The organism is Candidatus Competibacter phosphatis (assembly GCF_012939995.1).
In the GTDB taxonomy this organism is placed as follows: Bacteria; Pseudomonadota; Gammaproteobacteria; order Competibacterales; family Competibacteraceae; genus Competibacter; species Competibacter phosphatis.
The window spans coordinates 16,703-39,928 of record NZ_SPMZ01000043.1; the positions used below are offsets into that span (position 1 = coordinate 16,703).

The following is a 23,226-nucleotide window of genomic DNA, read 5'->3' on the forward strand; positions in this document are numbered from 1 at the left end:
CGCGTGCTGGCCGAAATGCTAGCACGCACGTTTGCGCTCGATATGGTCGCGCGCCAAATCAAGCAGTTCGAGTGGCGGTTCGTAGCCGGAGCGACGGCAATGCCGCAAGTATTCGCTCAGGCGCGGCTCGACGTCGTAGCGATCGGCGAGCGCGATGAGCTCCAGCAGTTCGATCATGTGGGGCGTGGGAACAGCGGCGACGGTTTGCAACATGTGGAGGTTCCTCGGATTGGAATATGAGCCGAAAAATCTAAAGCATGCATCATGCCAATAATCCCAAGGAGCGCTCTGAAATCCCGACGGACCACCGCGCCCTCAGCAACTACTCACATGCGGCGCCGCGATCTGGCCGGAAGCGATCGATTGAGTCACCCGGTTGCGGCCCTCCCGCTTCGAGCGATACAGCGCCTGCCCGGCACGCCGCAGCAAATCTTCGGCGCCTTCCCCCTCGGCCCGCATCGCCACGCCGAAACTGGCGGTGACCGGCCCGTGCAGCGATAGGATCGACCGCCATTCCAACTGCTGACGGATACGCTCGGCATCGACCACTGCGGGTTCCAACGGGGTTTTCGGTAATAACACGACAAACCGCTTCCCGCCAGATTGCACCACCAGATCGCCTTGCCGACTGTGTTCGCGCAATAACGCCGCAAAATCGCGCAAAACCTCAGCGCCGGCCTCGTGCCCCCAGCGCTCGTTGATCTGCCCGAAATGATCCAGATCCGCGATCAGCAGACAGAGTGGGTGACGCTGGCGGCGGCTACGTTCGACTTCCACCGCCAGCACCTCTTCCAAGCGCCGCCGCTTGTCCGTCTCCGTCGACGCATCGCAATGCGCCGGCTTCCCGAGCTTCGCTTCGCTCCGCCGCGATTCCCGGTTGGCGCGCGACCACTGGCGCTGGATCTTGGCCAGTTCAGTGTTCAATTGCAGCACTGTTGTCCCCAGTGCCTCCAATCCTTCCACATCGCACTCGGCCGCCACCAGCAACCGCCCCTGCGGCCAATGGTAGATATGGCCCTGCAAGAAATGGTTTTTTTCGACCCACGCGTGCGACGTGCAGCATACCCCGATACAACAGCAGCGCGCGCCCCTGATACGGTACCAGTGCCTGCACTTCCTCCAAGTGGGGACTGATGAGCAACGTGCGCGCATCCCTGGATTGATCACCCGTCGCCGATGGGGGCATCAGCCGCAGGAAGCTACGGTTAGCGGCCAAAATGCGACAGTTTTCGTCCAACAGCGCGATCATGACGTTGTCGAGTTCCTGCAGGAACCTCGACAGGCCGATGCCTTCCAGCGAAAGAATCACATCGTTCATGATGATTGCTTCAGAAAGACCCAGGCGGTCATCGCCGCGCCGATCCCATCGAGAGACGACACTGAAGGCCAGCGTCAACCTCCCTGGGATACGAGGGCGCCAAGCAGTGGATGGCCTTCGTCGTCCAGGGGAATATCCACCCATTCATCGCGACGAATACGCCGCAAATCCATAATGGACCAGGGAACCAAGATCAAGGCCGCCAAAATCCAGGCGATCAGATGCCAGATCCAGCCGCTGCCGGGAATGAAGGTCGCGATCACGATGAAAAACCCGGTGACCCCATAAAAACGATAGGCCGCCTGCTGAGTGTAATATCCCACCTTCGGGTTGGGATGATGGCGATTCATCGCGTACACCAGCATCGAAGCGCCGAACCAGAAAATCAGCAGGGGAAACGGCACGAGAATCGCGATCAGGTTACCGTAATTCATCAGGGCGGAAGCCCGCTTGGCGGACGAACCGCGCGCCACCTTGCCAATGACCGTATTTTCGCTTTGTTCCAGAATATGCATCACAACACCCTTGCCATGAAGAACCAACCCGCGCCTCACTGGAAAAACCAGCGGCTCCGGGAACCTGCCGCAGCGCGGCCAGCCCTGGACAGCACGCTGTGACTCTCGCCTGGTCGCGCGCCCCGTGGCATGGACTCCTGCCACCCATCTGCCTGCTGTGCGGGGCCACTGGCACGACGGACCGCGATCTGTGCGCCGGCTGCGACGCCGACCTGCCGCGCAACGCACGGGCCTGTCCGAGTTGCGCCCTGCCGCTGGCGGCAGGTTCCAATGGCGACTGCGAATATTGCCGAGCACGGTCTTTCAGCTTCGATCGCGCCTTTGTGCCGTTTTGCTATCGACCACCGGTGGATTTTTTAATTCTCGGGCTGAAATTCACGCATCGGCTGAGCCACGCCCGGTTGCTGGGCGAGCTGTTCGCGGCGGCGCTGGCCGAACGGAACGCGTCGCCGCCCGATTGTATCATTCCGGTACCGCTGCATCCGCTACGCCTGCGGGAACGCGGGTTCAATCAGGCGCTGGAACTGGCGCGACCCAGCGCCCGACGCTTCCGCGTGCCGCTGCTGGCCGACGGTCTGAGTCGCGTGCGCCACACCCCCCCCGCAAACCCAACTGGATGCCGGCCGTCGCCACGATAACCCGCGAGGGGCATTCGTCGCCAACCGGCCTTTATCGGGACGGCGGGTGGCGCTGATGGACGACGTCGTCACCACGGCCAGCACCGTTGCCGAATGCTCCCGCATTCTACGAGCCAGTGGTGCGGCGGATATCGAAATCTGGGCCATCGGCCGTGCCACCGCCGATCCGTAAACCGTCCGCCCCCACCGCAAAACCGCCCGCGCTCGGCGACAATTGGCAATAACCGTTACCTCCACGCCTGAAATCTCGTAGAATGCCGCGCCAATTTGTTCCCGGACAGCATGGGCACCATGAAAACGACCGTTCCGGCTTTCGATCAGGCCATTCGTTCTCACGACGAACTCATCAAACGCCGCGATCTGGCGATCTGGATCGGCGCCGAACCGACCTTCACCGACCGGGCTTCTGAAGCGCCGGAGTGGCTGCATAATGCCCTCGGCCCAACCAAGGAAGCGCGCGCCCGGCAAATGCTGGCTCAAGCCCTCGGCCAAATGCCGGGAACGGCGATCCTGCGAACCTTGGGCCGACAATACTCCAAGGAAGACCGGCCGCGCTGGAGCCTGGGATTGTACCGACGGCGCGACGGCCAAGCCGTCTGGTCCGGTCCACCCGATCCCTTGCTGGACAGCACGCCCATCGCCCTACCCGCCGGCCAGCTTGAGGACTTCTGGGAACAACTCACCCAACGGCTCGGCGTATACGGTTGGCCGGCGCTACTGTTCGCGGTCGAAACCTATCCCGAGCTGCGCATCGCGTTCCGCCGCGACCGACTGCCGCTACTGGCCAATCCCGAGCGAGATCCACGGCTGGCCCGCCCCAGCCCGCACGGCCAAGCGATTCCACCGCAAGGACCGTGCGACGAGTTGGCGGAACAGGGAACCTTCCTGCTCGGTATCGGCTGGCCCAGCCCGGAACAGGGTCTGGACGCGGTCGCCGCGCCCTGTGTGGAGTTACCAGCCTGCCCCGATGGCGAAATGTTCCAACAACTGTTGGCGGCGATCGGCGCGGCGGCCAACGCGGCCGGGCTGCCGGCACTGATCCTCACCGGCTTTCCCCCGCCGGTGGACGCCAGCGTGGCCTGGACCACGCTGACGCCAGACCCCGCCGTGGTGGAAACCAACATGGCGCCGGCACCCGATGTCGTCACTTTCCTGGACGAAACCCGAGCCTGGTTCGCCGCCGCCACCGCCGCCGGCCTCGCACCCTACCGGTTGCACTACAACGGGCAGATCACCGACTCCGGCGGCGGCGGCCAACTGACCCTAGGTGGCATCAACCCAGACCGCAGTCCCTTTCTAAGCCACCCTCAGTTGCTGCCGGCGCTGCTCGCTTATTTCAACCGCCACCCGGCCCTGTCGTTCTATTTCGCCGGCGACTTCGTCGGCAGCTCCAGTCAGGCGCCGCGCCCCGATGAACGGACCACCGACATCTTCGAGGAAATGGCGCTGGCGTTGGCGCTGCTCAAGCGTCAACGCAACCCAACGCCGGAACTGCTCTGGCAAAGCCTGTCGCCCTTTCTGGCCGATCCGGCCGGTAACCCGCACCGCGCCGAAATCAATATCGAAAAGCTGTGGAACCCTTACCTGCCCGGCCGCGGCCAGTTGGGGCTGGTGGAATTTCGCGCCTTTCGCATGCCATCTACCCCGGAGCGGCTGGCAACCCTGGCGGCGCTGCTGCGGGCCATCGCCGCCATGCTGGCCCAGACATCGGATTATCCCGAACCGATCCACTGGGGCCGGGAATTGCACGACCGTTTCGCCCTGCCCTACTACCTGCGCGCCGATCTGTGGGAGGTACTGGACGAGCTGGCCAGCGCCGGTCTGGGTCTCGGCCAAGCGTTGATCGCGGAATTGTTGGATGACGGCTACCATTGGCTGACCGAGGTGGGGTTCGGCGGCTGCCGGCTCACCATCCGGCGTGGCCTGGAATTCTGGCCACTGTTGGGCGACGCACTGACCCAGGAGCACGGCCATTCTCGGCTGGTGGATGCCAGCAGCACGCGGCTGGAAATCAGCCTGCGCGCCGATCCCGATTCCGGTACCGAGCACCAGGATCTGGCCGACTGGCAACTGACGGTGAACGGCTACCGGCTGCCGCTACGCCGAGAAGACGAAATGGACGGAGAGACGCGCGTGTACGGGCTGCGCTACCGCCGCTTCAAACCCTGGACCGGCCTGCATCCCACTCTGGAAGCGCAAGGTCCGATCGAACTGCTGTTGAGCCACCCTCGGCAACCGGACGCGCTGCGGCTCACCCTGCACGAGTGGCGGCCACAGGGCGGCGGTTACGACGGCCTGCCCCGGGATCTGGCGGAAGCGGCATTCCGCCGGGCCGAACGCTTCGTGACGGAACGGCTCGAAACCGCCCCCACCGCGCCGCCGCTGGAACCGCCGTCCACCGCTCTGACGCCCTACACATTCGACCTGCGCCGCCTCTAGACGATCCCCCGCCAGCCGCCACCCCTTATTCAATCCTGTCGCCAACGGGTGCATAATGCGCCGCATCCCGAAAAACCCCAAGGAGAGTCCTGAATCATGAGCGTCGAAACCATCGCCAGCCAACCGTTCCAGGATCAAAAACCCGGTACCTCGGGGCTACGCAAGAAAGTCAAGGTGTTCGAAAAACCGCACTATCTGGAAAATTTCGTGCAGAGCATTTTCGACACCCAGGATGGCTACCAGAACGCACCGTTGGTGGTCGGCGGCGACGGTCGCTATTACAACCGGCAGGCGATTCAGAAAATCCTGCGCATCGCCGCCGCCAACGGCTGCGGGCGGGTCTTGCTGGGTCAGGGCGGCATTTTCTCCACTCCCGCGGTTTCCCACATGATCCGCAAGCACAACGCCTGCGGCGGCATCATCCTTTCGGCCAGTCACAATCCCGGCGGGCCGGACGAGGATTTCGGCATCAAGTTCAACACCCCGAATGGTGGACCGGCCGCGGAAAAAGTGACGGAGGCCATTTACACGGCCACCCTGCACATCAACCGCTATCGTGTGCTGGACACTCCGGACATCGACCTGGACCAAATCGGAACCACCCAGGTTGGCGACATGCAGGTGGAAATCGTCGATTCGGTGCGCGACTACGCCGATCTGATGGAACAATTGTTCGACTTCGAGCGGATCCGCGCGCTGTTCCAGTCCGGTTTTCGGATGCGCTTCGACGCCATGCACGCAGTGACCGGCCCCTATGCCCGTGAAATCCTCGAACAGCGTCTGGGCGCACCGGCTGGCACGGTGGTTAACGGCGTGCCGCTGGAAGACTTCGGCCACGGTCACCCCGATCCGAATCTGGTGTACGCCAAGGAACTGGCTGACCACCTATTTGGCCCAGACGCGCCCGACTTCGGCGCGGCCTCGGACGGGGACGGCGATCGCAACATGGTGCTGGGCCGGCATTTCTTCGTCACGCCCAGCGACAGCCTGGCGGTGATCCTGGCCAACGCCGATCTGGCGCCCGGCTACCGCTCCCGCGTGACCGGCGTGGCCCGCTCAATGCCGACCAGTCAGGCGGCCGACCGGGTCGCGGCCAAATTGGGACTGAACTGTTACGAGACTCCGACCGGCTGGAAGTTCTTCGGCAACCTGCTGGACGCCGGCAAAATCACCTTGTGCGGCGAGGAAAGTTTCGGCACCGGCTCCGACCACGTACGCGAGAAGGACGGGCTGTGGGCGGTATTGTTCTGGCTGAACATTCTGGCCGAGCGTCGGCAGTCGGTAGCAGAAATCGTGCGCGAGCACTGGCGCAGCTACGGGCGCAATTATTACACCCGCCATGACTACGAAGCGGTCGACAGCACCGCCGCCAACGGCCTGATCGATGCATTGCGCGCCGCCTGCGCGACTCTGCCGGGTCAGCCACTCGGTTCGTATACGGTGGATTATGCCGACGATTTCCGCTATCTCGACCCTATCGACGACAGCGTAAGCGAGAAACAGGGCATCCGCATCGGCTTCAAGGACGGCTCGCGCATCGTCTATCGCCTATCCGGTACCGGCACCGAGGGCGCAACCCTGCGGATCTACATCGAAGCTTACGAGGCCGACCCGGCCAAGCACGATCTCGACACCCAGCAGGCACTGGCGGAACTGATCGGCATCGCCGATAGTCTAGCCGGCATCCGCAAGCGCACCGGGCGCAACGAACCGACGGTGATTACCTAACCCCACCTCATCCTCCGCCCGGCCTCGCTCTCTTCCATGGAGGGAAGAGCAGCGACTGAGCTGTCGGCGCCCGCAAGCGAGGCGACCGACGGCTTCGGCGGTGAAACACGGCGGGGCGTCACGCCGCAAGAGGGCCGGAAGCGCTCGCGGCGACCATGAAAAACCCGGGCAAATTTCACCGCCTGTGTATAATGGCGAGTTTTAAATCAGACCCCCTGCCCATCCCCGTGCGAACTCCGCTGCCCAGCACCGCCAACGGTCGCCCCGATTCTCGCCAGCGCGACCGCAAGTCGGGACCGGCAAACCAAGAGGAACTACCGTGGAAAGCATCTTGAACGTCCTGATCCCCGCCGCCATGGCCCAAACCGGCGCTCCCTCCGGCGGCGAGCTGGGCCTGATGAACCTGTTGTTTCCCATTATCCTGATCGGCGCCTTCTACTTCCTGCTGATCCGCCCCCAGACCAAGCGCGCCAAAGAACACAAGCAAATGGTGGACGCGCTCAAGAAGGGCGATGAAATCGTCTCCGGCGGCGGCGTGCTAGGCCGAATCACCGAGGTGGGCGAGAATTTCGTGCAGGTGGAAATCGCCGAAAACGTGCAGATCAGGATTCAAAAGCAATCCGTCAGCTCGCTGATGCCCAAGGGCACCTACAAAGGCACTCTGTAACCGCGCCGCCCGGCGCCACGCGGGAAACGCCGTTCCATGGCCACGCCTTACACCCTGAATCAATATCCCTGGTGGAAATATCTGCTGATCGGCCTAGTCATACTATGGGGCCTGATTTTTGCGCTGCCCAATCTGTTCGGCGAGGATCCGGCGGTGCAAATCTCCGGTGCCCGGGCCAACATCGCCATCGATCCGGCGTTCCAGGATCGGGTCGCCGCCTTGCTCGACACCGAAAAGCTACCCCATAAGCGGCTGGAGTTGGAAGCCGATCGCTTGCTGGTCCGCTTTACCGACCCGGAAGAACAGCTCAAGGCCGCCGACATCCTCAAGGACCGCTTGGGTCGCGACTACATCGTCGCCCTCAACCTGGCTTCGTCGGAACCGGGCTTTCTGCGGGCGCTGGGCTTGAACCCGATGTATCTCGGCCTGGATCTGCGCGGCGGCGTGCATTTTCTGATGCAAGTGGACATGGACGCCACCATCAAACAGGTCGAAGACAGCTACGTCGAGGACGTCCGTGCCCAACTACGCGCCGCGAAGGTGCTGTACACCTCGGTGGGTCGGGCGGCGAACGGCGGCATACGCGTCGAGTTCAAGGATGGCGCCGAACGCGACAAGGCCGCCCAGGTGCTGCATAAGCAACTACCCAGTCTGCAACAGACCGAATCGGACCCGCTTAGCCTGAAACTGACTCTCGGCGAACCGGAAATCCGGGAAAAGCGCGATTTCGCCCTACAGCAGAACATCACCACCCTGCGCAATCGAGTCAACGAATTGGGCGTGGCCGAACCGATCATCCAACAGCAGGGCAACGACCGCATCGTGGTGCAACTGCCCGGCGTGCAGGACACCGCCCGCGCCAAGGAAATCCTCGGCGCCACCGCCACCCTGGAATTCCGGCTGGCGGACGAGGAAAACGACTGGACCCAAGCCGCCGCCACCGGCCGCATCCCGCTCAACTCGCGACTGTACAAGGATCGCGAGGGTCGCCCGGTGCTGCTGCAAAAACGGGTGATGCTGACCGGCGACTCCATCGTCGACGCCGCCTCCGGGCTGGATCAGCAAAGCGGTGGGCCGGCGGTGTTCGTCACTCTGGACGGCAAGGGCGCCAAGCGCTTCGAGGACGCGACCAAGGACAACATCGGCAAGCGCATGGGCGTGGTGTTCATCGAGAACAAAACCGAGACCAAGCGGGTGGACGGCGAATTGAAGAAAACCGCCTACACGGTCGAGGAAGTCATCAATCTCGCCACCATCCGCGACCGGTTGGGCCGGCGCTTCCAGATCACCGGGCTGGACAGCACCCGCGAAGCCCGCGATCTGGCTCTGCTGTTGCGAGCCGGCGCGCTGGCCAGCCCGATCGAGATCATCGAGGAGCGCACCGTCGGCCCCAGCGCCGGCAAGGAAAACATCGCGCAAGGCTTCCGCGCCGCCATGGTCTCGCTGCTGGTGATCGCCGCGTTCATGGTCGGGCGCTACCGCTGGTTCGGTGCCATCGCCACCGCCGCGCTAGCCGCCAACGTGGTGTTGCTCATCGCCGCGCTGTCCATGCTGCAAGCCACCCTCACCCTACCCGGCATTGCTGGCATCGTGCTGACCATGGGCATGGCGGTGGACGCCAACGTGCTGATCTACGAACGTATCCGCGAGGAAATACGCAACGGCAACAGCCCGCAGGCGGCGATCCACGCCGGCTTCGACCGAGCCTTCGACACCATCATCGACTCCAACCTGACCACCCTGATCGCGGCCATCATGCTGTTCGGCTTTGGTACCGGCCCGATCAAGGGCTTCGCGGTCACTCTTAGCATCGGCATCGTGACCTCGATGTTCACGGCAGTCACCGGTTCGCGGGCGTTGGTCAATCTCATCTACGGCGGCCGCAAGCTGCAAAAGCTGACCATCTGAAACGGAGCGGAACAGGGTTATGGAACGATTCAGTCTTTACAACACCAATATCGATTTTTTGCGCTGGCGCAAGGTGGCGATGGCTTGGTCCATCATCGTATTGCTGATCGCGGTCGGTTCGTTACTGGTCCAGGGCATGAACCTGGGGCTTGATTTCACCGGTGGCACGGTGATCGAGGTGCAATATGCACAACCGGTGGAAATTCCCAAGGTCCGCGAAACCTTGGTCAAGGCCGGCTTCGGCGACGCCCAAACTCAGCACTTCGGCACTTCCAAGGATGTGCTGATCCGCATCCCGCCGCACGACCAGCGTAACGCCGCCACCTTGAGCAACGAGGTGCTGCGCGCCTTGCAGGATGCCGAGGGCGGCGCGGGCGCCACGCTGGCGCGAGCCGAGTTCGTCGGGCCGCAGGTGGGCCAAGAGCTGGTCGAACAGGGCGGGCTGGCGGCGCTGGGTGCCCTGGCGGGGATTCTGGTCTACGTCATGTTCCGCTTCGAATGGCGGTTAGCGGTCGGCACCATCGCCGCCACTGTCCATGACGTGGTTTTCACCGTGGGCTGGTTTTCGCTGTTCCATCTCGAATTCGACCTGACGGTGCTGGCGGCCGTGCTGGCGGTGATCGGCTATTCGGTCAACGACACCGTGGTGGTGCTGGACCGCATCCGCGAAAACTTCCGCAAGCGGCGCAAGGGCTCGGTGCTGGAGATCATGAACCGTTCGATCAACGAAACGCTCTCACGCACCCTCATGACCAGCCTGGCCACCCTGCTATCGGTCATCGTCCTATACTTTCTTGGCGGCACGGTGATGCATGGTTTCTCGATCGCCATGATCGTCGGCATCCTGGTCGGCACCTACTCGTCCATTTACATCGCCAGCGCCAGCGCGCTATACCTGGGCATCAGCCGCGAGGATTTGTTGCCAAAGGCGAAAGAGGCCGCGGATGAACGACCCTGACGCACAGCCAGGGAAGCCGTAACCTCCCTGGCCGCTTGCTCGCGCGTGACGCGCTTAGGAATTGCTCCGAAGTTGGTGAAACGGGTCCTCGTCGGCTTGCGGCTCCACTTGGTGAGCCTGCGTGCTGTCCGCGCGCTGGAACAGATCGCTTTCCACGCCTCGGATCACCAAGCGCGCCCAGGCCGTGGCGATCAACCACAGCAGAACGCCAGCCGCAATCAGGAAATTCGGGCCGAGCAGACTGCCCAGCGTGCCGCCGGCCAAGCCGTAGCCGATGCAGGCCAGGCTCCCCAACCAGAACACGCCGATCGGCGCCGCGGTGCAGCTCACGCAGCCGTAACGGGCAACCGCCGCGGGTGGGGCGATCAGTGCAAGCATGGTTCGTTTCATGGCATGGTTCCTCCAGTGGAATTATTAAAGTATCGTATCGGTCAAGGTTGGGTCGTTCCCACGCGAAACATTAGCCGTGCATTTCGCGAAGATCCGACTATAACCATAGTCTCAATATTCAACTGTTGCATAACGACCGCAACGGATCGAAAACACGTTTGCCAGTCCTAATAGTCAGGACATACCAAGGTTATTCGACGATTCTCATGCCGTAGGAGGCCTGCATGAACATCAAAAAGGCGCTGGTGGTGGATGACTCCAAAGTCGCCCACCTGACCTTACGCAAGCTGTTACTTGAGCGCGGCATCGAGGTCGACTGGGTCGGATCGGGCGAAGATTGCATCAAGTACCTGGAAACCAAGAAGCCGGACATCATCTTCATGGACGTCATGATGCCCGGCATGGACGGCTTCGAAACCACTCGCGCCATCACCGGACAGCATCAGGATGCGTCCCCCATCGTCATGTGCTCCGCCAACGCCACCGACGAGGACAAGCGGGACGCCAAGGAAAGCGGCGCGGTCGGGTTTCTCTCCAAACCTTACACCCCGGACCAACTGGATGCGGTCATGCAAACAGTCAGCGAGGGTACCGCGGCCATTTCCATGGAAGAAATCGGCACACCCGCGACGGCCGTCCCCATGCCCAGCGTGGTCGAAAAAGCGCCGGCGACGCTTCCCGAGTTGGCCGTGCCCCCCCGAAAAAGCGACTCCCGCCGCCGAGGCTCCGATCCGCGTCCCCGCTGGAATGGCCGAGGCTTCCTCGGAAGTCGAACAAATCGCCGAACGCGTGGCCTGGGCGGCTGCGGAGAAGGTGGCCCGAGACATCATCCAGGAACTGGTCCCCAACCTGACCCGCGAAATCGCGGTGCAGACCGCGCGTAGCGTCGCCGAGGATCTGGGCCGGCGGGCGGCGCATGCGGCGGTACGCGCCTCGCAGGAGGCCGCCAAACAGGTCGCCACCGAAATCGCCCGGGGCACCGCCGAACGCACGGCGCGCACCACCGCGCAGGAAAGCGCCCGAGCCGTGGCCGAACAGGCCGCCCGCGAAGTCAGCGAGGGCGTCTCGCAGCGCAACGTCGCCCACGGCCTGGAAATCAACCGAGAAGAACTGCTCAAGGAAATCGAAGCCCGGGTCGACCGGCATAGCAAGGAGACACTGACCTTGGCCATAGACAGCCAGGACTTCAAGCAGCAGATCATCCAGATGGTTCGCGGCGGCATTCAGCCGGTCATCGAAACCATCGCCCGGGAAACCTCGGAGCGCGCGGTTCGGCAAGCCACCGCCAACCTGAGCACCGAAACGGGCGGATCGTCGACGAACCGTGGCACCGTGGCCATGGTGATCAGCATCGTTGCCCTGCTAGGAGCGGCCATCGCCCTGATCGGCTCCGTGCTCAAGCTATTCTGAGCCTTGATCGACGTTTCGTAACCCCGCCCGGCGTTCGAGCCCGGCGGGTCGCGGGTTAGTGTCCTTCGCCATTTGCCAAAACGCCGCCATGCGCCTCTCATCCCCTTTTTTCCACGCACCCGTTCTGCTGCTATGGGGATGGTGTTGGCTGCTACCGGACGCAGCCCTGGCCGAACCCGCGCTCTTCTCCCCCCGGGACCGCATCCACCCGGTCTTCGCCCCGAACGGCATGGTGGTCAGCCAGGAAGCGCGAGCCAGCGAAATCGGGTTGGACATCCTCAAAAAGGGTGGCGACGCGGTCGATGCGGCGGTGGCGGTCGGCTTCGCGCTAGCGGTCACCCTGCCACAGGCTGGCAATCTGGGTGGCGGCGGCTTCATGCTGACCTACAACGCGCAAACCCGGCAAACCGAAGCCATCGATTTCCGGGAAACCGCGCCCGCCGCCGCCGGTCGGGACCTGTACCTGAACGAGCAGGGTAACGTGGATGAAGCGCGCATTCGTTTCAGCCATCAAGCGGCCGGCGTGCCGGGCACAGTGGCCGGACTGGCGCTGGCTCACGAACGCCACGGTCGCCTGCCATGGCGACAACTGGTCGAACCGGCCGCGCAACTGGCCGAGCGGGGTTTTCCGGTCGATGCGGAGCTGGCGCGGTCACTGCGGGAAACCCGCGAGCGGATGGCGTCTTGGCCGGCGAGCATGAAAAGCTTTTTCAAGGCCGATGGTTCCACTTACCAGCCGGGCGAAACGCTGGCACAACCGGATCTGGCCGCCTCGCTCAAACTGATCGCCGAACAGGGTTCCAAGGCTTTCTACGAAGGGGAAATCGCCCAAAAACTGGTCGCCGACATGACCGCCCACCAGGGCTTGATCACCCTGGACGACCTCAAGAATTATCGGGCCTTGGTCCGCGCGCCGGTACGGGGCAACTATCGCGGTTACGAGATCGTTTCCATGCCGCCACCCAGTTCCGGCGGCGCGCATCTCATCCAGATCCTCAACATCCTGGAAACCTGGCCGCTGGGCGAGCTGGGTCACAACAGCGCCGCCACCATCCACCGCATGGCCGAAGCCATGAAGCTCGCCTATGCCGACCGTAGCGAGTACCTGGGCGATCCGGATTTCACCAAGGTACCGGTCGCCGGCCTGATCTCGAAGGCTTATGCCAAGGAGCTGGCGGCGAGCATCGATCCGAACCGAGCCAAACCGGCGACGGCGATCAAACCCGGTCAGCCCCAACGCCACGAAAGCGAGCAAACCACGCACTACTCGGTGGTGGACCGGGACGGCAACGCCGTCGCCGTGACCTATACCCTGAATTTTGGCTATGGCTCCGGCATCGTCGCCGCCGGTACCGGCATCCTGCTCAACAATGAGATGGACGACTTCGCCGCCAAGCCGGGGGTACCGAACGCTTATGGGCTGATCGGCGGCGACGCCAACGCGGTCGGCCCCGGCAAGCGCCCGCTCAGTTCCATGACGCCGACCCTCGTCTTCAGGAATGGCCAGTTGCTGCTGGTCACCGGCAGCCCCGGCGGCAGCCGCATCATCACCACCGTGCTGCAAATCCTGCTCAACGTCATCGACCACGGCATGAACATCGCCGAAGCCACGGTCGCCCCGCGCGTGCATCACCAGTGGCTACCGGACGAACTGCGGATCGAGGAAGGACTCAGCCCGGATACCGTGCGCTTGCTGGAAGCATGGGGACACAAGGTCGTGGTCAAGGATACGATGGGCGACACTCAAAGCATCGTCCGCGCGCCGGAAGGGCTGTACGGCTTTCCCGACACCCGCTGGGCCGGCGGATCGGCGGCGGGATATTGAACCGATCGGAGCGGATCTCCCCACCAGTCCCGGCGGAAACCCGCGCCCGCCCCCGCGCCACGCGGTTCAACTCGACAGCCTGCCTCGCTTATAGGTAGACTTTTCAGTCCGTCCGGCAATCGCCGCTCTTCCCGTTGGCCTTCGGCCCGAGCGCGGACCGCCCGCCGGAACCCCCGTGATTTAGCTCTTTGGGAACACACTCTTGAACGCCGACTTCCAACGCATCAAACGCCTGCCACCTTATGTCTTCAACATCGTCAACGATCTGAAGGCCAAGGCTCGCGCCCGCGGCGAGGACATCATCGACTTCGGCATGGGCAACCCCGACCAGCCGACCCCAAAACACATCGTCGCCAAACTGGTCGAAGCCGCCCAACGCCCCGATACCCACCGCTACTCGGTGTCGCGCGGCATCCCGCGCCTGCGCCGGGCCATCTGCAACTGGTACAAGGCCCGCTACGCCGTCGAACTCGACTTCGACAGCGAGGCCATCGCCACCATCGGCTCCAAGGAAGGGCTGGCCCACCTGGCCCTGGCGACCATGAGTCCGGGCGACGCAGTGCTGGTGCCCAACCCAGCCTATCCGATTCACCCCTATGGCTTCGTCATCGCCGGCGCCGACATTCGCCATGTGCCCCTGATTCCCGGCGTGGATTTCTTTTCCGAACTGGAAAAAGCGATCAAGGATTCGTGGCCACGTCCCAGAATGCTGGTGCTGAACTTCCCGGCCAACCCCACCACCCAGTGCGTGGAGCTGGATTTCTTCGAAAAGGTGGTGGCCATCGCCCGCGAACACAAAATCTGGGTCATTCACGATCTGGCCTACGCCGACCTGGTGTTCGATGGCTATACCGCGCCCTCGATCCTACAAGTGCCGGATGCCAAGGAAGTGGCGATCGAATCCTTCACCCTGTCCAAGAGCTACAACATGCCCGGCTGGCGGGTCGGCTTCATGTGCGGTAGCCCAACGCTGATCGCCGCGCTGGGCCGGATGAAATCCTACCTCGACTACGGCATGTTCACGCCGATCCAGGTGGCCGCCATCACCGCGCTGGAAGGCCCGCAGGAGTGCGTCGCCGAGATTTGCGACATGTACCGCAAGCGCCGCGACGTGTTGTGCGACGGCCTGAACGCCATCGGCTGGACCGTCGAAAAACCCAAGGCCACCATGTTCGTCTGGGCGAAAATCCCCGAGCAGTACCGTGCGCTGGGCTCCCTGGAGTTCTGCAAGAAGCTACTGGCCGAGGCGAAGGTGGCGGTCTCCCCCGGCATCGGTTTCGGCGAGTACGGCGACGACCATGTGCGCTTCGGCCTGATCGAAAACGAGCATCGCACTCGGCAGGCGGTGCGCGGTATCCGCGAGATGTTCCGCAAGGATAATCGCGACCTCGCCGCTCCCCCGCTGGCGCGGGCGGCGGGAGTCTAAGCGCCATGAGCAGCTATCCTCCAGTCAAAATCGGTTTGCTCGGTCTGGGTACGGTCGGCGGCGGTGTCACTCATGTGCTGGCACGCAACGCCGAGGAGATCAGCCGTCGCGCCGGGCGCGAAATCCTGATTTCCCACGCCGCCGCCCGCAATCTGGACAGCACCACCGCCCGCACCGCCGGCATCAAACTGACCGGCGAGGCGCTGGAGGTGGTGAACGATCCCGACATCTCGATCATCGTCGAGCTGTTGGGCGGCTACGAGCCGGCACGTAGCCTGGTGCTGCGAGCGCTGGCCAACGGCAAGCATGTGGTCACCGCCAACAAAGCGTTGATCGCCAAGCACGGCAACGAAATCTTCGCCGCCGCCCAGGCCGCCGGCACGATGGTCGGCTTCGAGGCGGCGGTGGCCGGCGGTATCCCGATCATCAAGGCCATCCGCGAGGGGCTGGCCGGCAACCGCCTGGAATGGGTGGCGGGCATCATCAACGGCACCGCCAACTTCATCCTGACCGAAATGCGCGACAAGGGCCGCGACTTCCCGGACGTGCTGGCCGAGGCGCAGGCACTGGGCTATGCCGAGGCCGATCCGACCTTCGACGTTGAGGGCATCGACGCCGCCCACAAGCTGACCATTCTCGCCTCGATCGCCTTCGGCATTCCCTTGCAGTTCGACAAGGTCTACATTGAGGGCATCAGCCGCATCACCCGCGAGGACGTCGCCTACGCCGAACAACTGGGCTATCGCATCAAGCACTTGGGTATCGCCCGTCGCGACGAACGGGGCGCGCAACTGCGGGTGCATCCGACCCTGATCCCGCAGCGGCAACTGCTGGCCAGCGTCAGCGGGGTGATGAACGCGGTACTGGTCAGGGGCGATGCCGTCGGTCAGAGCCTGTTCTACGGGGCCGGGGCCGGCGCCGAACCGACCGCCTCGGCGGTAGTAGCCGACATCATCGACGTGGTGCGCACCCTGACCGTCGACCCGGACAACCGCGTCCCGCATCTGGCCTTCCAGCCGGATGCCCTATCGGACCTGCCGGTGCTACCGATGACCGAAGTGGAGACCTGCTACTACCTGCGTTTGCAGGCCGTGGATCGCTCCGGCGTGCTGGCCGACGTCACCCGCATCCTCGCCGACCGCGATATCAGCATTGAGGCCGTCCTGCAAAAAGAACCGCCGCCCGGCGCCCGCGACGTGCCGATCATCCTGCTGACCTACCGGGTACGGGAGCAAAGGATGAACGAAGCCATCGCCGCCATCGAGGCGCTGGACAGCATCCACGCGCCGGTGGTCCGCATCCGCATGGAACACCTCAATTCGGACTGAGCGCCCGGACCGACGATCTTCGTGGCCACCCTCCTGTACTTGCTGGTCCCCGGCCTGCTGCAACAGCCCGACGGCACCGATCCGGCGCTGTTCCGATCGACCGCGCCGGCACTGGAATGGCTACTGGCTCGCGCCGATACCGGCCCCGTGCCGGCCACCCTTGATGAAGTGCTGTTCGAACTGTTCGGCCTGCCCGCTCCCATCGACGCCGACCTACCCGTCGCGGTGCTCACCCACTTGGCCGACAATGGCAAAGCCGGTGATGGCGACTGGTGGCTGCGCGCCGATCCGGTCCATCTACGAGCCGATATGCACGGTGGCGTGTTTCTGGCGGACGCGCGAACGCTTGCCATCGAAGCGGACGAGGCCACGGCGCTGGTGGCGACATTCAACCAGACCTTCGCCGAAGACGGTCTGCGGCTCGAAGCGCCCTGCCCCGAGCGCTGGTATCTGCGGCTACCGACCGATCCCGGCATCCGCACTCAAACATTGAGCGCCGCCGCTGGCCGCAACATCAATGCGCTGTTGCCGGCCGGGCCGAACGCCCGCCGCTGGCACACCCTGCTGACCGAAATTCAGATGCTGTTTCACGGTCATCCGCTGAACCAGGCGCGGGAACAGCGCCGTCAACCGATGATCAACGGTCTCTGGTTCTGGGGCGGTGGTTCTTGTCCAACGGCCGCCCGCGCGCCCACCGCCGGACTGTACGCTCGCGACCCGCTGGTTCGCGGGCTGGCGCGCTTGAGCGGGACGGCCATCGACCCTCTACCCGAACGGGCCGAAGATTGGCGGGAAGCCGCCGCCACCGAAACGGACAGTCTGACGGTGCTGGAAACGACCCGCCACGACGCCGCCGACGGCAATCCCGAGCACTGGATCGAGCATATCGCCACGCTGGAACGGGACTGGTTCGCACCCTGCCGGCGCTGGCTGCAAACCGGCAAACTGACGGCGCTGCACCTCTATCCCGGCAACGGCCGCCGTTACACCGTCACCGGCGCCGCGCGCTGGCGATTCTGGCAACGTGCCCGACCGCTGGCCCAACACCTGCGTTGACCGCCCTCGTCCGGCCCAACGCAGATGCAGGGCTACCCGACTCCATCGCCACTCACTTGCCATGTCCACCTTCATCGTCCGCCGAACTGCGCCTCCCGCCGCCGATTTACCCGTCGCTCCTCTGTTGCAACGCATCTACGCTGCCCGCGGGGTGCGTTTCGCCGACGAACTACAGCGGGAATTGCGGCTACTGACGCCACCCGATGCGCTCCTCGGCATGGAAAAAGCGGTTGAGTTGCTTTACGCCGCCCTGCGCGAACGCTGGCGCATCCTGATCGTCGCCGATTTCGATGCCGACGGCGCCACCAGTTGCGCGCTGACGCTGCGGGCGCTGCGAGCCATGGGCGCCGCCTGGGTCGGCTACCGCGTGCCGAACCGCTTCGAGCACGGTTATGGCCTGACCCCGGAAATCGTGGCGGTCGCCGCCGGAGAGCGGCCCGATCTGCTGATCACCGTCGACAACGGCATCTCCAGCCATGAAGGCGTGCGGGCTGCCCAGGCACGGGGCATGAAGGTGCTAATTACCGATCATCATGCGCCTGGCCAGACCTTGCCGGCCGCCGAGGCGATCGTCAACCCCAACCAGCCGGGCGACGGCTTCCCCAGTAAGCATCTCGCGGGCGTGGGCGTGGCTTTTTATGTGCTAATGGCGCTGCGGGCGCGATTGCGAGAGGTCGACTGGTTCGCCGAGCGCGGCTTGGCCGAACCGAATCTGGCCCAGTTCCTCGACTTAGTCGCATTCGGCACGGTGGCGGACGTGGTGCGGCTGGATCACCATAATCGCATCCTGGTCGAGCAAGGGTTGCGACGAATTCGCCAGGATCGCTGCATCCCCGGCATCGCCGCCTTGTGCGAGATCGCCGGTCGCTCGCAAGACCGGCTGAGCGCCAGCGATATCGGTTTCTATCTGGGTCCCCGGCTCAATGCCGCTGGCCGCTTGGAAGACATGAGTCAGGGGATCGAATGTCTGCTCAGCGACGATCTGGACACTGCCCGGAGCATTGCGCGCCGGCTGCATGAAATCAACCGGCAGCGCGGCGAGTTAACCGCTGAAATGCAGGCGCAGGCGTTGGCGTGGATCGACCGGCTGGCGCCGACCATGGCGGATCTGCCTTTCGGGCTCTGTCTGTTCGATCCCGAATGGCATCAGGGCGTGGTCGGCATCATCGCTGGCCGGCTGAAAGAGCAGTTGAACCGGCCGGTGATCGTCTTCGCGCCGGATCGAGACGGCAACATCAAGGGGTCGGGGCGTTCGGTGGCGGGGATGCATCTGCGCGATGCGCTGGCTGCGGTGGCGACCCGACATCCCGGTCTGATCGGCCACTTTGGCGGTCATGCCATGGCCGCCGGCCTGACGCTGACAAGCGAGCATTTCGAGACGTTCAACCAGGCGTTCGACACCGAAACTCGCCAGTGGCTGAGCGACGACGATCTGCAGGGCCGCTTGCTGAGCGATGGCGAACTGGCGCCAGCGGAGTTTTCCCTGGAGATTGCCGAACTGCTGCGCGAAGCCGGTCCTTGGGGGCAGGGCTTTCCCGAGCCGCTGTTCGACGGGCTGTTCGAGGTGAGTTCGCATCGCATCCTGAAGGATCAGCACCTCAAATTGTGGTTGCGACCGCCGGGGACATTGCTGGCGTTGGAAGCGATCGCCTTTCGGCGGGCGGCCGGATTCAACCCCGGCACGGCGCGGGTACGCGCCGCCTACCGCCTGGACGTAAACGAGTGGCGCGGCGAACGCCGGCTGCAACTGCGCATCGAGCACCTGGAAGCGGCTTAGCGCTCCGGCCCCGCTCACGGCGGATCGGAATCGACCGCCTCGGCGAACCGCCAAGCGTTCTTGCCGGCTCGCTTGGCGGCGTACATGGCGGCGTCGGCCTGCCGCAGCAGCGTCATCGCCAGTTCGAGACTGTCCGGCGATTCCGGCCGATACACGGCGATCCCGACGCTGGCCGTCACCATACCGATCGCCTCTCCCAGCGGCACCGGCTCCGCCAAGCATTCGATGATCTTCCGCGCCACGGCGCTCGCGCCGTCGATGTGTTCGAGATCGGGCAAAACCACCGTAAACTCATCGCCGCCCAGGCGCGCCACGGTATCGGTGGCACGCACGCAACGTTGCAGGCGCTCGGCGATGTGCCGAAGCAATTCATCACCCATATCGTGACCGAAAGTATCGTTCACCGCCTTGAAACCATCCAGATCGACCAGCAACAGCGCCAGCAACCGCCGCCGCCGCCGCGCCTGCTTTAAACCCTTACGCAGATGTTCGAAGAACAGATTGCGGTTGGGCAGGGAGGTCAGGCTGTCAAAATTGGCCATCTGCCAGTTGCGCTTGCTGAATTCGGTCAGGGCGCGGGTACGCTCCGCCACTTCGGCTTCCAGCGCCTGGTCGTAATCTCGCAGCAGTGCCTCGGCCTTCTTATGGGTGGTAATGTCAACGGTGGTACCGCGATAGCCTAAAAACTCGCCATCTTCGTCGAACATGGGTAAACCGCTATTGTGCGTCCAGGCCGACTGCTCCCGCCCCGGCAGGCGGACTCGCAACACCATGTGCCGGAACGGCCGCCGCTGTTGAATCGTCGCCCGCAGCGTGGCCAGATCGGTATCCTGTTCCTGCTGGATCACGTACTGGCTCCAGTGCCTCCGCAACTGTTCCTCCCGCACGGCGGCGATCCGGGCCAATTGCCCGCTCAACTGGTACAAACGGCCGCTGGCGTCGAACTCCCACAACAGATCATTGGATACTTCGACCAGATCGCGAAAGCGCACGATACTGGCCAACCGGGATTGGGAAACCGCGCCGGCCAACAAGCCGGACGCCACCATGGCCACCATCACCACTTGATACTGAAGCGCCCGCTCGGCCTGGCCGAACAACGTCACCATCGTCACGATGCCCAATTCGTACAGCAGCACGACCACCAGGGTACCGCGGATACCACGGGTCGCCACGGTCCAGATCAGCACCGGCAGCAACAGCAGGGTCATGAAAGGATACGGTTGGTTCTGCCAGAAATGATATGGGATCCAGAACAAGCCTCCCAACAGCAGGATCGCCACCAAGCCTTGCAACAGCACCAGGCGCGTCGAAGGCGGATCGACCGCCACCCAGGATCTGGGCAGGCGCGGCGGTTCCCCCCGACCGAACTGCCGGGCCAGCGGCGCGGCGAAAATCAAGGCCAGCGGCGCAAAAATAACCACTCCGATAAAGTCGCCAACCCACCAACCCAGCATCGCCTGCGATAACGATGTTCGCGATGGCAGTAGGCCGGCGAAATTCAGAATCTGGGCACCGATCAGCGCCGCGAACAGGGACCCACCGACGCCGGCGGCGAGGAAAACCGCGACCCGCTGCGGGTCGTTGAAATGCCACCTGCCATGGGAACGCGGATCCGGATAACCCCGCAGGATGTGGGCGGCCACGGCGTAGCCGAGCGGAGGCACAAACACGCTGAGCAGATAATAAGGCCACTGTTCCCAGGACCAGAGAGATAGACCGGCCAGCAAGGCAGCGCCAACCGGCAGGGGCAGCGCACACGCGCCATACTCCAGCAGAACGGCGAAGGTCAACCCGGCCGACGGATACCAAAGACTGACCCCGCTGACAAGGTTCAGCGCGGTCGATACATGCCAGAAACCCACCCAGACTGCCACGTAAAGCAGCGCCAGCACCACCCTGCGAATTCGCAGGCGATTCACCACCGCCGATGGATTGGGTGTCGAGGTCGGAACCGCCATGCGAGTTCGCGGGCGATTCACTTCCGCAGCATTGTTCGTCCCCCTCGTCCCAGCCATGATTGGCGCTTTCTCCAGCAGGCATAATTCTATACGACTGTCAATAAAATTGTACTACAACCTGAGCCGATAGTACCGAAACTCAGTAATGCTTGACCGCATACAGCGTTTCGTCCCGCAGCACCGCGACCAGAACATCGCCCACCACCGTCGCCCAGCGCTCGCGACCAACCTCGTCGGCTAGCAAATCCTGGCGAATCTCCACCTCCACATGCGGCAACCCGGCCGCGCCGCCGTGGGTATCCATGGTGAAACCGACTTCGCGCCCGGAATAGGGTTCGTTGTCGCCAACGCACAGTTCGGGATCGACGCGGAATCGGTCCAGCAACGGTCCAGCCAATCGTGAATCGCGGTTCCACAACACGCCGAGATGCCACGGACGACGAAACCCGTTCATCGTCGGCGTAAAACTGTGAATGGCGATCAGCGCCGGTGCCCGGCCATGACCGTGTCGCCAGTGCTGCGCCAACATCTGGGTGATCGCCTGATGATAGGGCCAAAATACCTCGTTCACCCGCGCCTCGACGGCGGCATCGCCGAGCGCGCGGTTGCCGAGCACAAAGGTACCGTCACTGAGCTCGGCGATCGAAGTGGGGTCGCCGGGGGGACGGTTGCAGTCGATCACCAGCCGCGAGTAGCCGCACAACACCGCCGGTGCGTCCAACCGCGCCGCCAGTCGTCGGGTGACGCCGGCCGCGCCAATATCCCAGGCGATGTGCCTGGCCAGTTCCCCCTGTCCCAGGCCAAGCTGCTTCAGCGCGGCGGGCACCGCGTTGCTGGCGTGGTCGCAGACCAGCACCAGTGGAAACCGACCATCTGGATTGACCACGGTAAACGGTGGCGGGTCCTTGGGACCGAGCAAGCAGGGAACCGGTGAAGGCGGAGGAACCGGTGAAGGCGGAGGAACGGGATCATTCATGGCAACACAGTCAAGCTCGGACGATGATAGGAATCGAGCGGTGGAAATCCACGGCGTGGCGGCGGGAGGTTGTCAACGTATTGTAACCCCGTCAAGGCGCGGCGTATTCTTGGCAACATCACAATTCGCAAGCCACGCGAAAATAGCAAAGACCCTTCGCATACCCCATCAACTCACCTCGCCCACCCGCCGCCATGCTGACCCCCGATCCTCCGCCGACCCCGCCTTCCCCGCCGCCAACCCCCTCGGGATCTATACGTTGATAGGAGCTTGAAATTGCTGGGTCGAGGTGCTACTGATCGGCGCATCCGGCTCGCGCAATAAACCAGCCTCACGGATCGCCGAAGCGCAATACGCCGTGGGTGGACAACGGATGATGTTCGTCAATGACGGACCTGCACGGATCGAGTTGATTGCACTGAAAAGGTAGACGAACACACGATCCGTTGCACCCTCAACCACCCCGAAACCCTCTTCATCGCCCATCTGGCGGATGATAAACGACGCCTTTTCCGCCCTGACCCAGTTCGCCCTTTGTACTGCCCCAAAAAAAGTCTTCCGGTTGCTAAGAGAGTATAGCGGCCACCTCGTTAGCCAAGACGGCAGCAGGGGTGCGATACTCCAAGCGGCTGTGTGACCGCTGCTCGTTATACCAGCGCTGGAACGCTGGCAACAGGGCCTTGAGGTCAGCCAGGGTATTGACCTCGTGGCGAAAGACGAACTCGTGCTTGAAGGTGCGGTTCAAGCGCTCCAGGATGCCCATGCCGCCGACCTGGGCCACGCGACAACGGACCCACTGCCCGATGCCCTGACAGACCTGCTGGAAGTGACCGGAGGTAAAGTCCGAACCGGCATCGCTCTGCACCAGGCGCGGTCCGGTAAGCCCCAGCGCCGATAACCGCCGAT

Annotated in this window: 20 protein-coding genes; 12 read left to right on the forward strand and 8 right to left on the reverse strand. The window is 63.6% G+C overall.

Features of this window, described 5'->3' with window-relative positions; genetic code table 11:
- Window positions 1-18: 18 nt before the first annotated feature.
- The 4 genes from E4P82_RS14525 to E4P82_RS14540 form a co-directional block, all read right to left on the reverse strand.
- Window positions 19-213 (reverse strand): hypothetical protein, encoded by a 195-nt coding sequence (locus E4P82_RS14525; protein ID WP_169249556.1) that lies wholly within the window; start codon window positions 211-213, stop codon window positions 19-21.
- A 102-nt stretch (window positions 214-315) separates the two neighbouring features.
- Entirely contained in the window at window positions 316-981 is a 666-nt protein-coding gene (locus E4P82_RS14530) for a GGDEF domain-containing protein (RefSeq protein WP_169249557.1), read from the reverse strand.
- The gene (locus tag E4P82_RS14535) at window positions 914-1,396 is read right to left on the reverse strand and encodes a hypothetical protein (RefSeq protein ID WP_211203160.1); all 483 of its coding nucleotides are present in this window, start codon (window positions 1,394-1,396) and stop codon (window positions 914-916) included. The genes E4P82_RS14530 and E4P82_RS14535 overlap by 68 nt, the downstream gene beginning before the upstream one ends.
- On the reverse strand, window positions 1,393-1,833 hold the full coding sequence (locus tag E4P82_RS14540; protein WP_169249559.1) for a hypothetical protein: 441 nt from the start codon (window positions 1,831-1,833) through the stop codon (window positions 1,393-1,395). The genes E4P82_RS14535 and E4P82_RS14540 overlap by 4 nt, the downstream gene beginning before the upstream one ends.
- A 98-nt stretch (window positions 1,834-1,931) precedes the next feature.
- Here E4P82_RS14540 and E4P82_RS14545 point away from each other — a divergent pair, with 98 nt between their 5' ends.
- From E4P82_RS14545 to secF, 6 genes are all read left to right on the forward strand, one after another.
- The gene (locus tag E4P82_RS14545; protein ID WP_312915178.1) at window positions 1,932-2,471 is read left to right on the forward strand and encodes a double zinc ribbon domain-containing protein; all 540 of its coding nucleotides are present in this window, start codon (window positions 1,932-1,934) and stop codon (window positions 2,469-2,471) included.
- 291 nt (window positions 2,472-2,762) lie between these two features.
- Window positions 2,763-4,910, forward strand: coding sequence for a transglutaminase family protein (locus E4P82_RS14550; RefSeq protein ID WP_169249560.1), 2,148 nt, complete (start codon window positions 2,763-2,765; stop codon window positions 4,908-4,910).
- A 96-nt stretch (window positions 4,911-5,006) separates the two neighbouring features.
- A complete protein-coding gene (locus tag E4P82_RS14555) occupies window positions 5,007-6,638 on the forward strand; it encodes an alpha-D-glucose phosphate-specific phosphoglucomutase (protein ID WP_169249561.1) in 1,632 nt (543 codons plus the stop codon).
- Window positions 6,639-6,993: 355 nt separating this feature from the next.
- Entirely contained in the window at window positions 6,994-7,305 is a 312-nt protein-coding gene (gene yajC / locus E4P82_RS14560; protein WP_211203162.1) for a preprotein translocase subunit YajC, read from the forward strand.
- A 36-nt stretch (window positions 7,306-7,341) separates the two neighbouring features.
- The gene (gene secD / locus E4P82_RS14565; protein ID WP_246327602.1) at window positions 7,342-9,213 is read left to right on the forward strand and encodes a protein translocase subunit SecD; all 1,872 of its coding nucleotides are present in this window, start codon (window positions 7,342-7,344) and stop codon (window positions 9,211-9,213) included.
- A 19-nt stretch (window positions 9,214-9,232) separates the two neighbouring features.
- A complete protein-coding gene (gene secF / locus E4P82_RS14570) occupies window positions 9,233-10,171 on the forward strand; it encodes a protein translocase subunit SecF (protein WP_169249563.1) in 939 nt (312 codons plus the stop codon).
- Window positions 10,172-10,225: 54 nt separating this feature from the next.
- Here the strand turns inward: secF and E4P82_RS14575 are convergent, their stop codons facing one another.
- On the reverse strand, window positions 10,226-10,561 hold the full coding sequence (locus E4P82_RS14575; RefSeq protein WP_169249564.1) for a hypothetical protein: 336 nt from the start codon (window positions 10,559-10,561) through the stop codon (window positions 10,226-10,228).
- A 224-nt stretch (window positions 10,562-10,785) separates the two neighbouring features.
- Between E4P82_RS14575 and E4P82_RS14580 the strand changes: the two genes are divergently transcribed.
- The 6 genes from E4P82_RS14580 to recJ all read left to right on the forward strand — a co-directional run bounded on the left by E4P82_RS14580 (window position 10,786) and on the right by recJ (window position 19,383).
- A complete protein-coding gene (locus E4P82_RS14580) occupies window positions 10,786-11,445 on the forward strand; it encodes a response regulator (RefSeq protein WP_169249565.1) in 660 nt (219 codons plus the stop codon).
- Between the two features lie 614 nt (window positions 11,446-12,059).
- On the forward strand, window positions 12,060-13,796 hold the full coding sequence (gene ggt / locus E4P82_RS14585; protein ID WP_169249566.1) for a gamma-glutamyltransferase: 1,737 nt from the start codon (window positions 12,060-12,062) through the stop codon (window positions 13,794-13,796).
- Between the two features lie 202 nt (window positions 13,797-13,998).
- The gene (gene alaC, locus E4P82_RS14590) at window positions 13,999-15,222 is read left to right on the forward strand and encodes an alanine transaminase (protein ID WP_169249568.1); all 1,224 of its coding nucleotides are present in this window, start codon (window positions 13,999-14,001) and stop codon (window positions 15,220-15,222) included.
- 5 nt (window positions 15,223-15,227) lie between these two features.
- The gene (locus tag E4P82_RS14595; RefSeq protein WP_169249569.1) at window positions 15,228-16,550 is read left to right on the forward strand and encodes a homoserine dehydrogenase; all 1,323 of its coding nucleotides are present in this window, start codon (window positions 15,228-15,230) and stop codon (window positions 16,548-16,550) included.
- Window positions 16,551-16,571: 21 nt separating this feature from the next.
- Entirely contained in the window at window positions 16,572-17,606 is a 1,035-nt protein-coding gene (locus tag E4P82_RS14600) for a hypothetical protein (protein ID WP_169249570.1), read from the forward strand.
- 61 nt (window positions 17,607-17,667) lie between these two features.
- Window positions 17,668-19,383 (forward strand): single-stranded-DNA-specific exonuclease RecJ, encoded by a 1,716-nt coding sequence (recJ, locus tag E4P82_RS14605; protein WP_169249572.1) that lies wholly within the window; start codon window positions 17,668-17,670, stop codon window positions 19,381-19,383.
- Window positions 19,384-19,397: 14 nt separating this feature from the next.
- Here recJ and E4P82_RS14610 read toward each other — a convergent pair whose 3' ends face one another.
- From E4P82_RS14610 to E4P82_RS14620, 3 genes are all read right to left on the reverse strand, one after another.
- A complete protein-coding gene (locus tag E4P82_RS14610; RefSeq protein ID WP_169249574.1) occupies window positions 19,398-21,344 on the reverse strand; it encodes a diguanylate cyclase domain-containing protein in 1,947 nt (648 codons plus the stop codon).
- A 139-nt stretch (window positions 21,345-21,483) separates the two neighbouring features.
- Complete coding sequence (locus E4P82_RS14615; protein WP_246327603.1) at window positions 21,484-22,263, reverse strand: N-formylglutamate amidohydrolase; 780 nt, start codon at window positions 22,261-22,263, stop codon at window positions 21,484-21,486.
- Window positions 22,264-22,885: 622 nt separating this feature from the next.
- Window positions 22,886-23,226, reverse strand: a 341-nt coding sequence (locus E4P82_RS14620) for an integrase core domain-containing protein (protein WP_169249577.1), incomplete at its 5' end; no start/stop codon positions are given.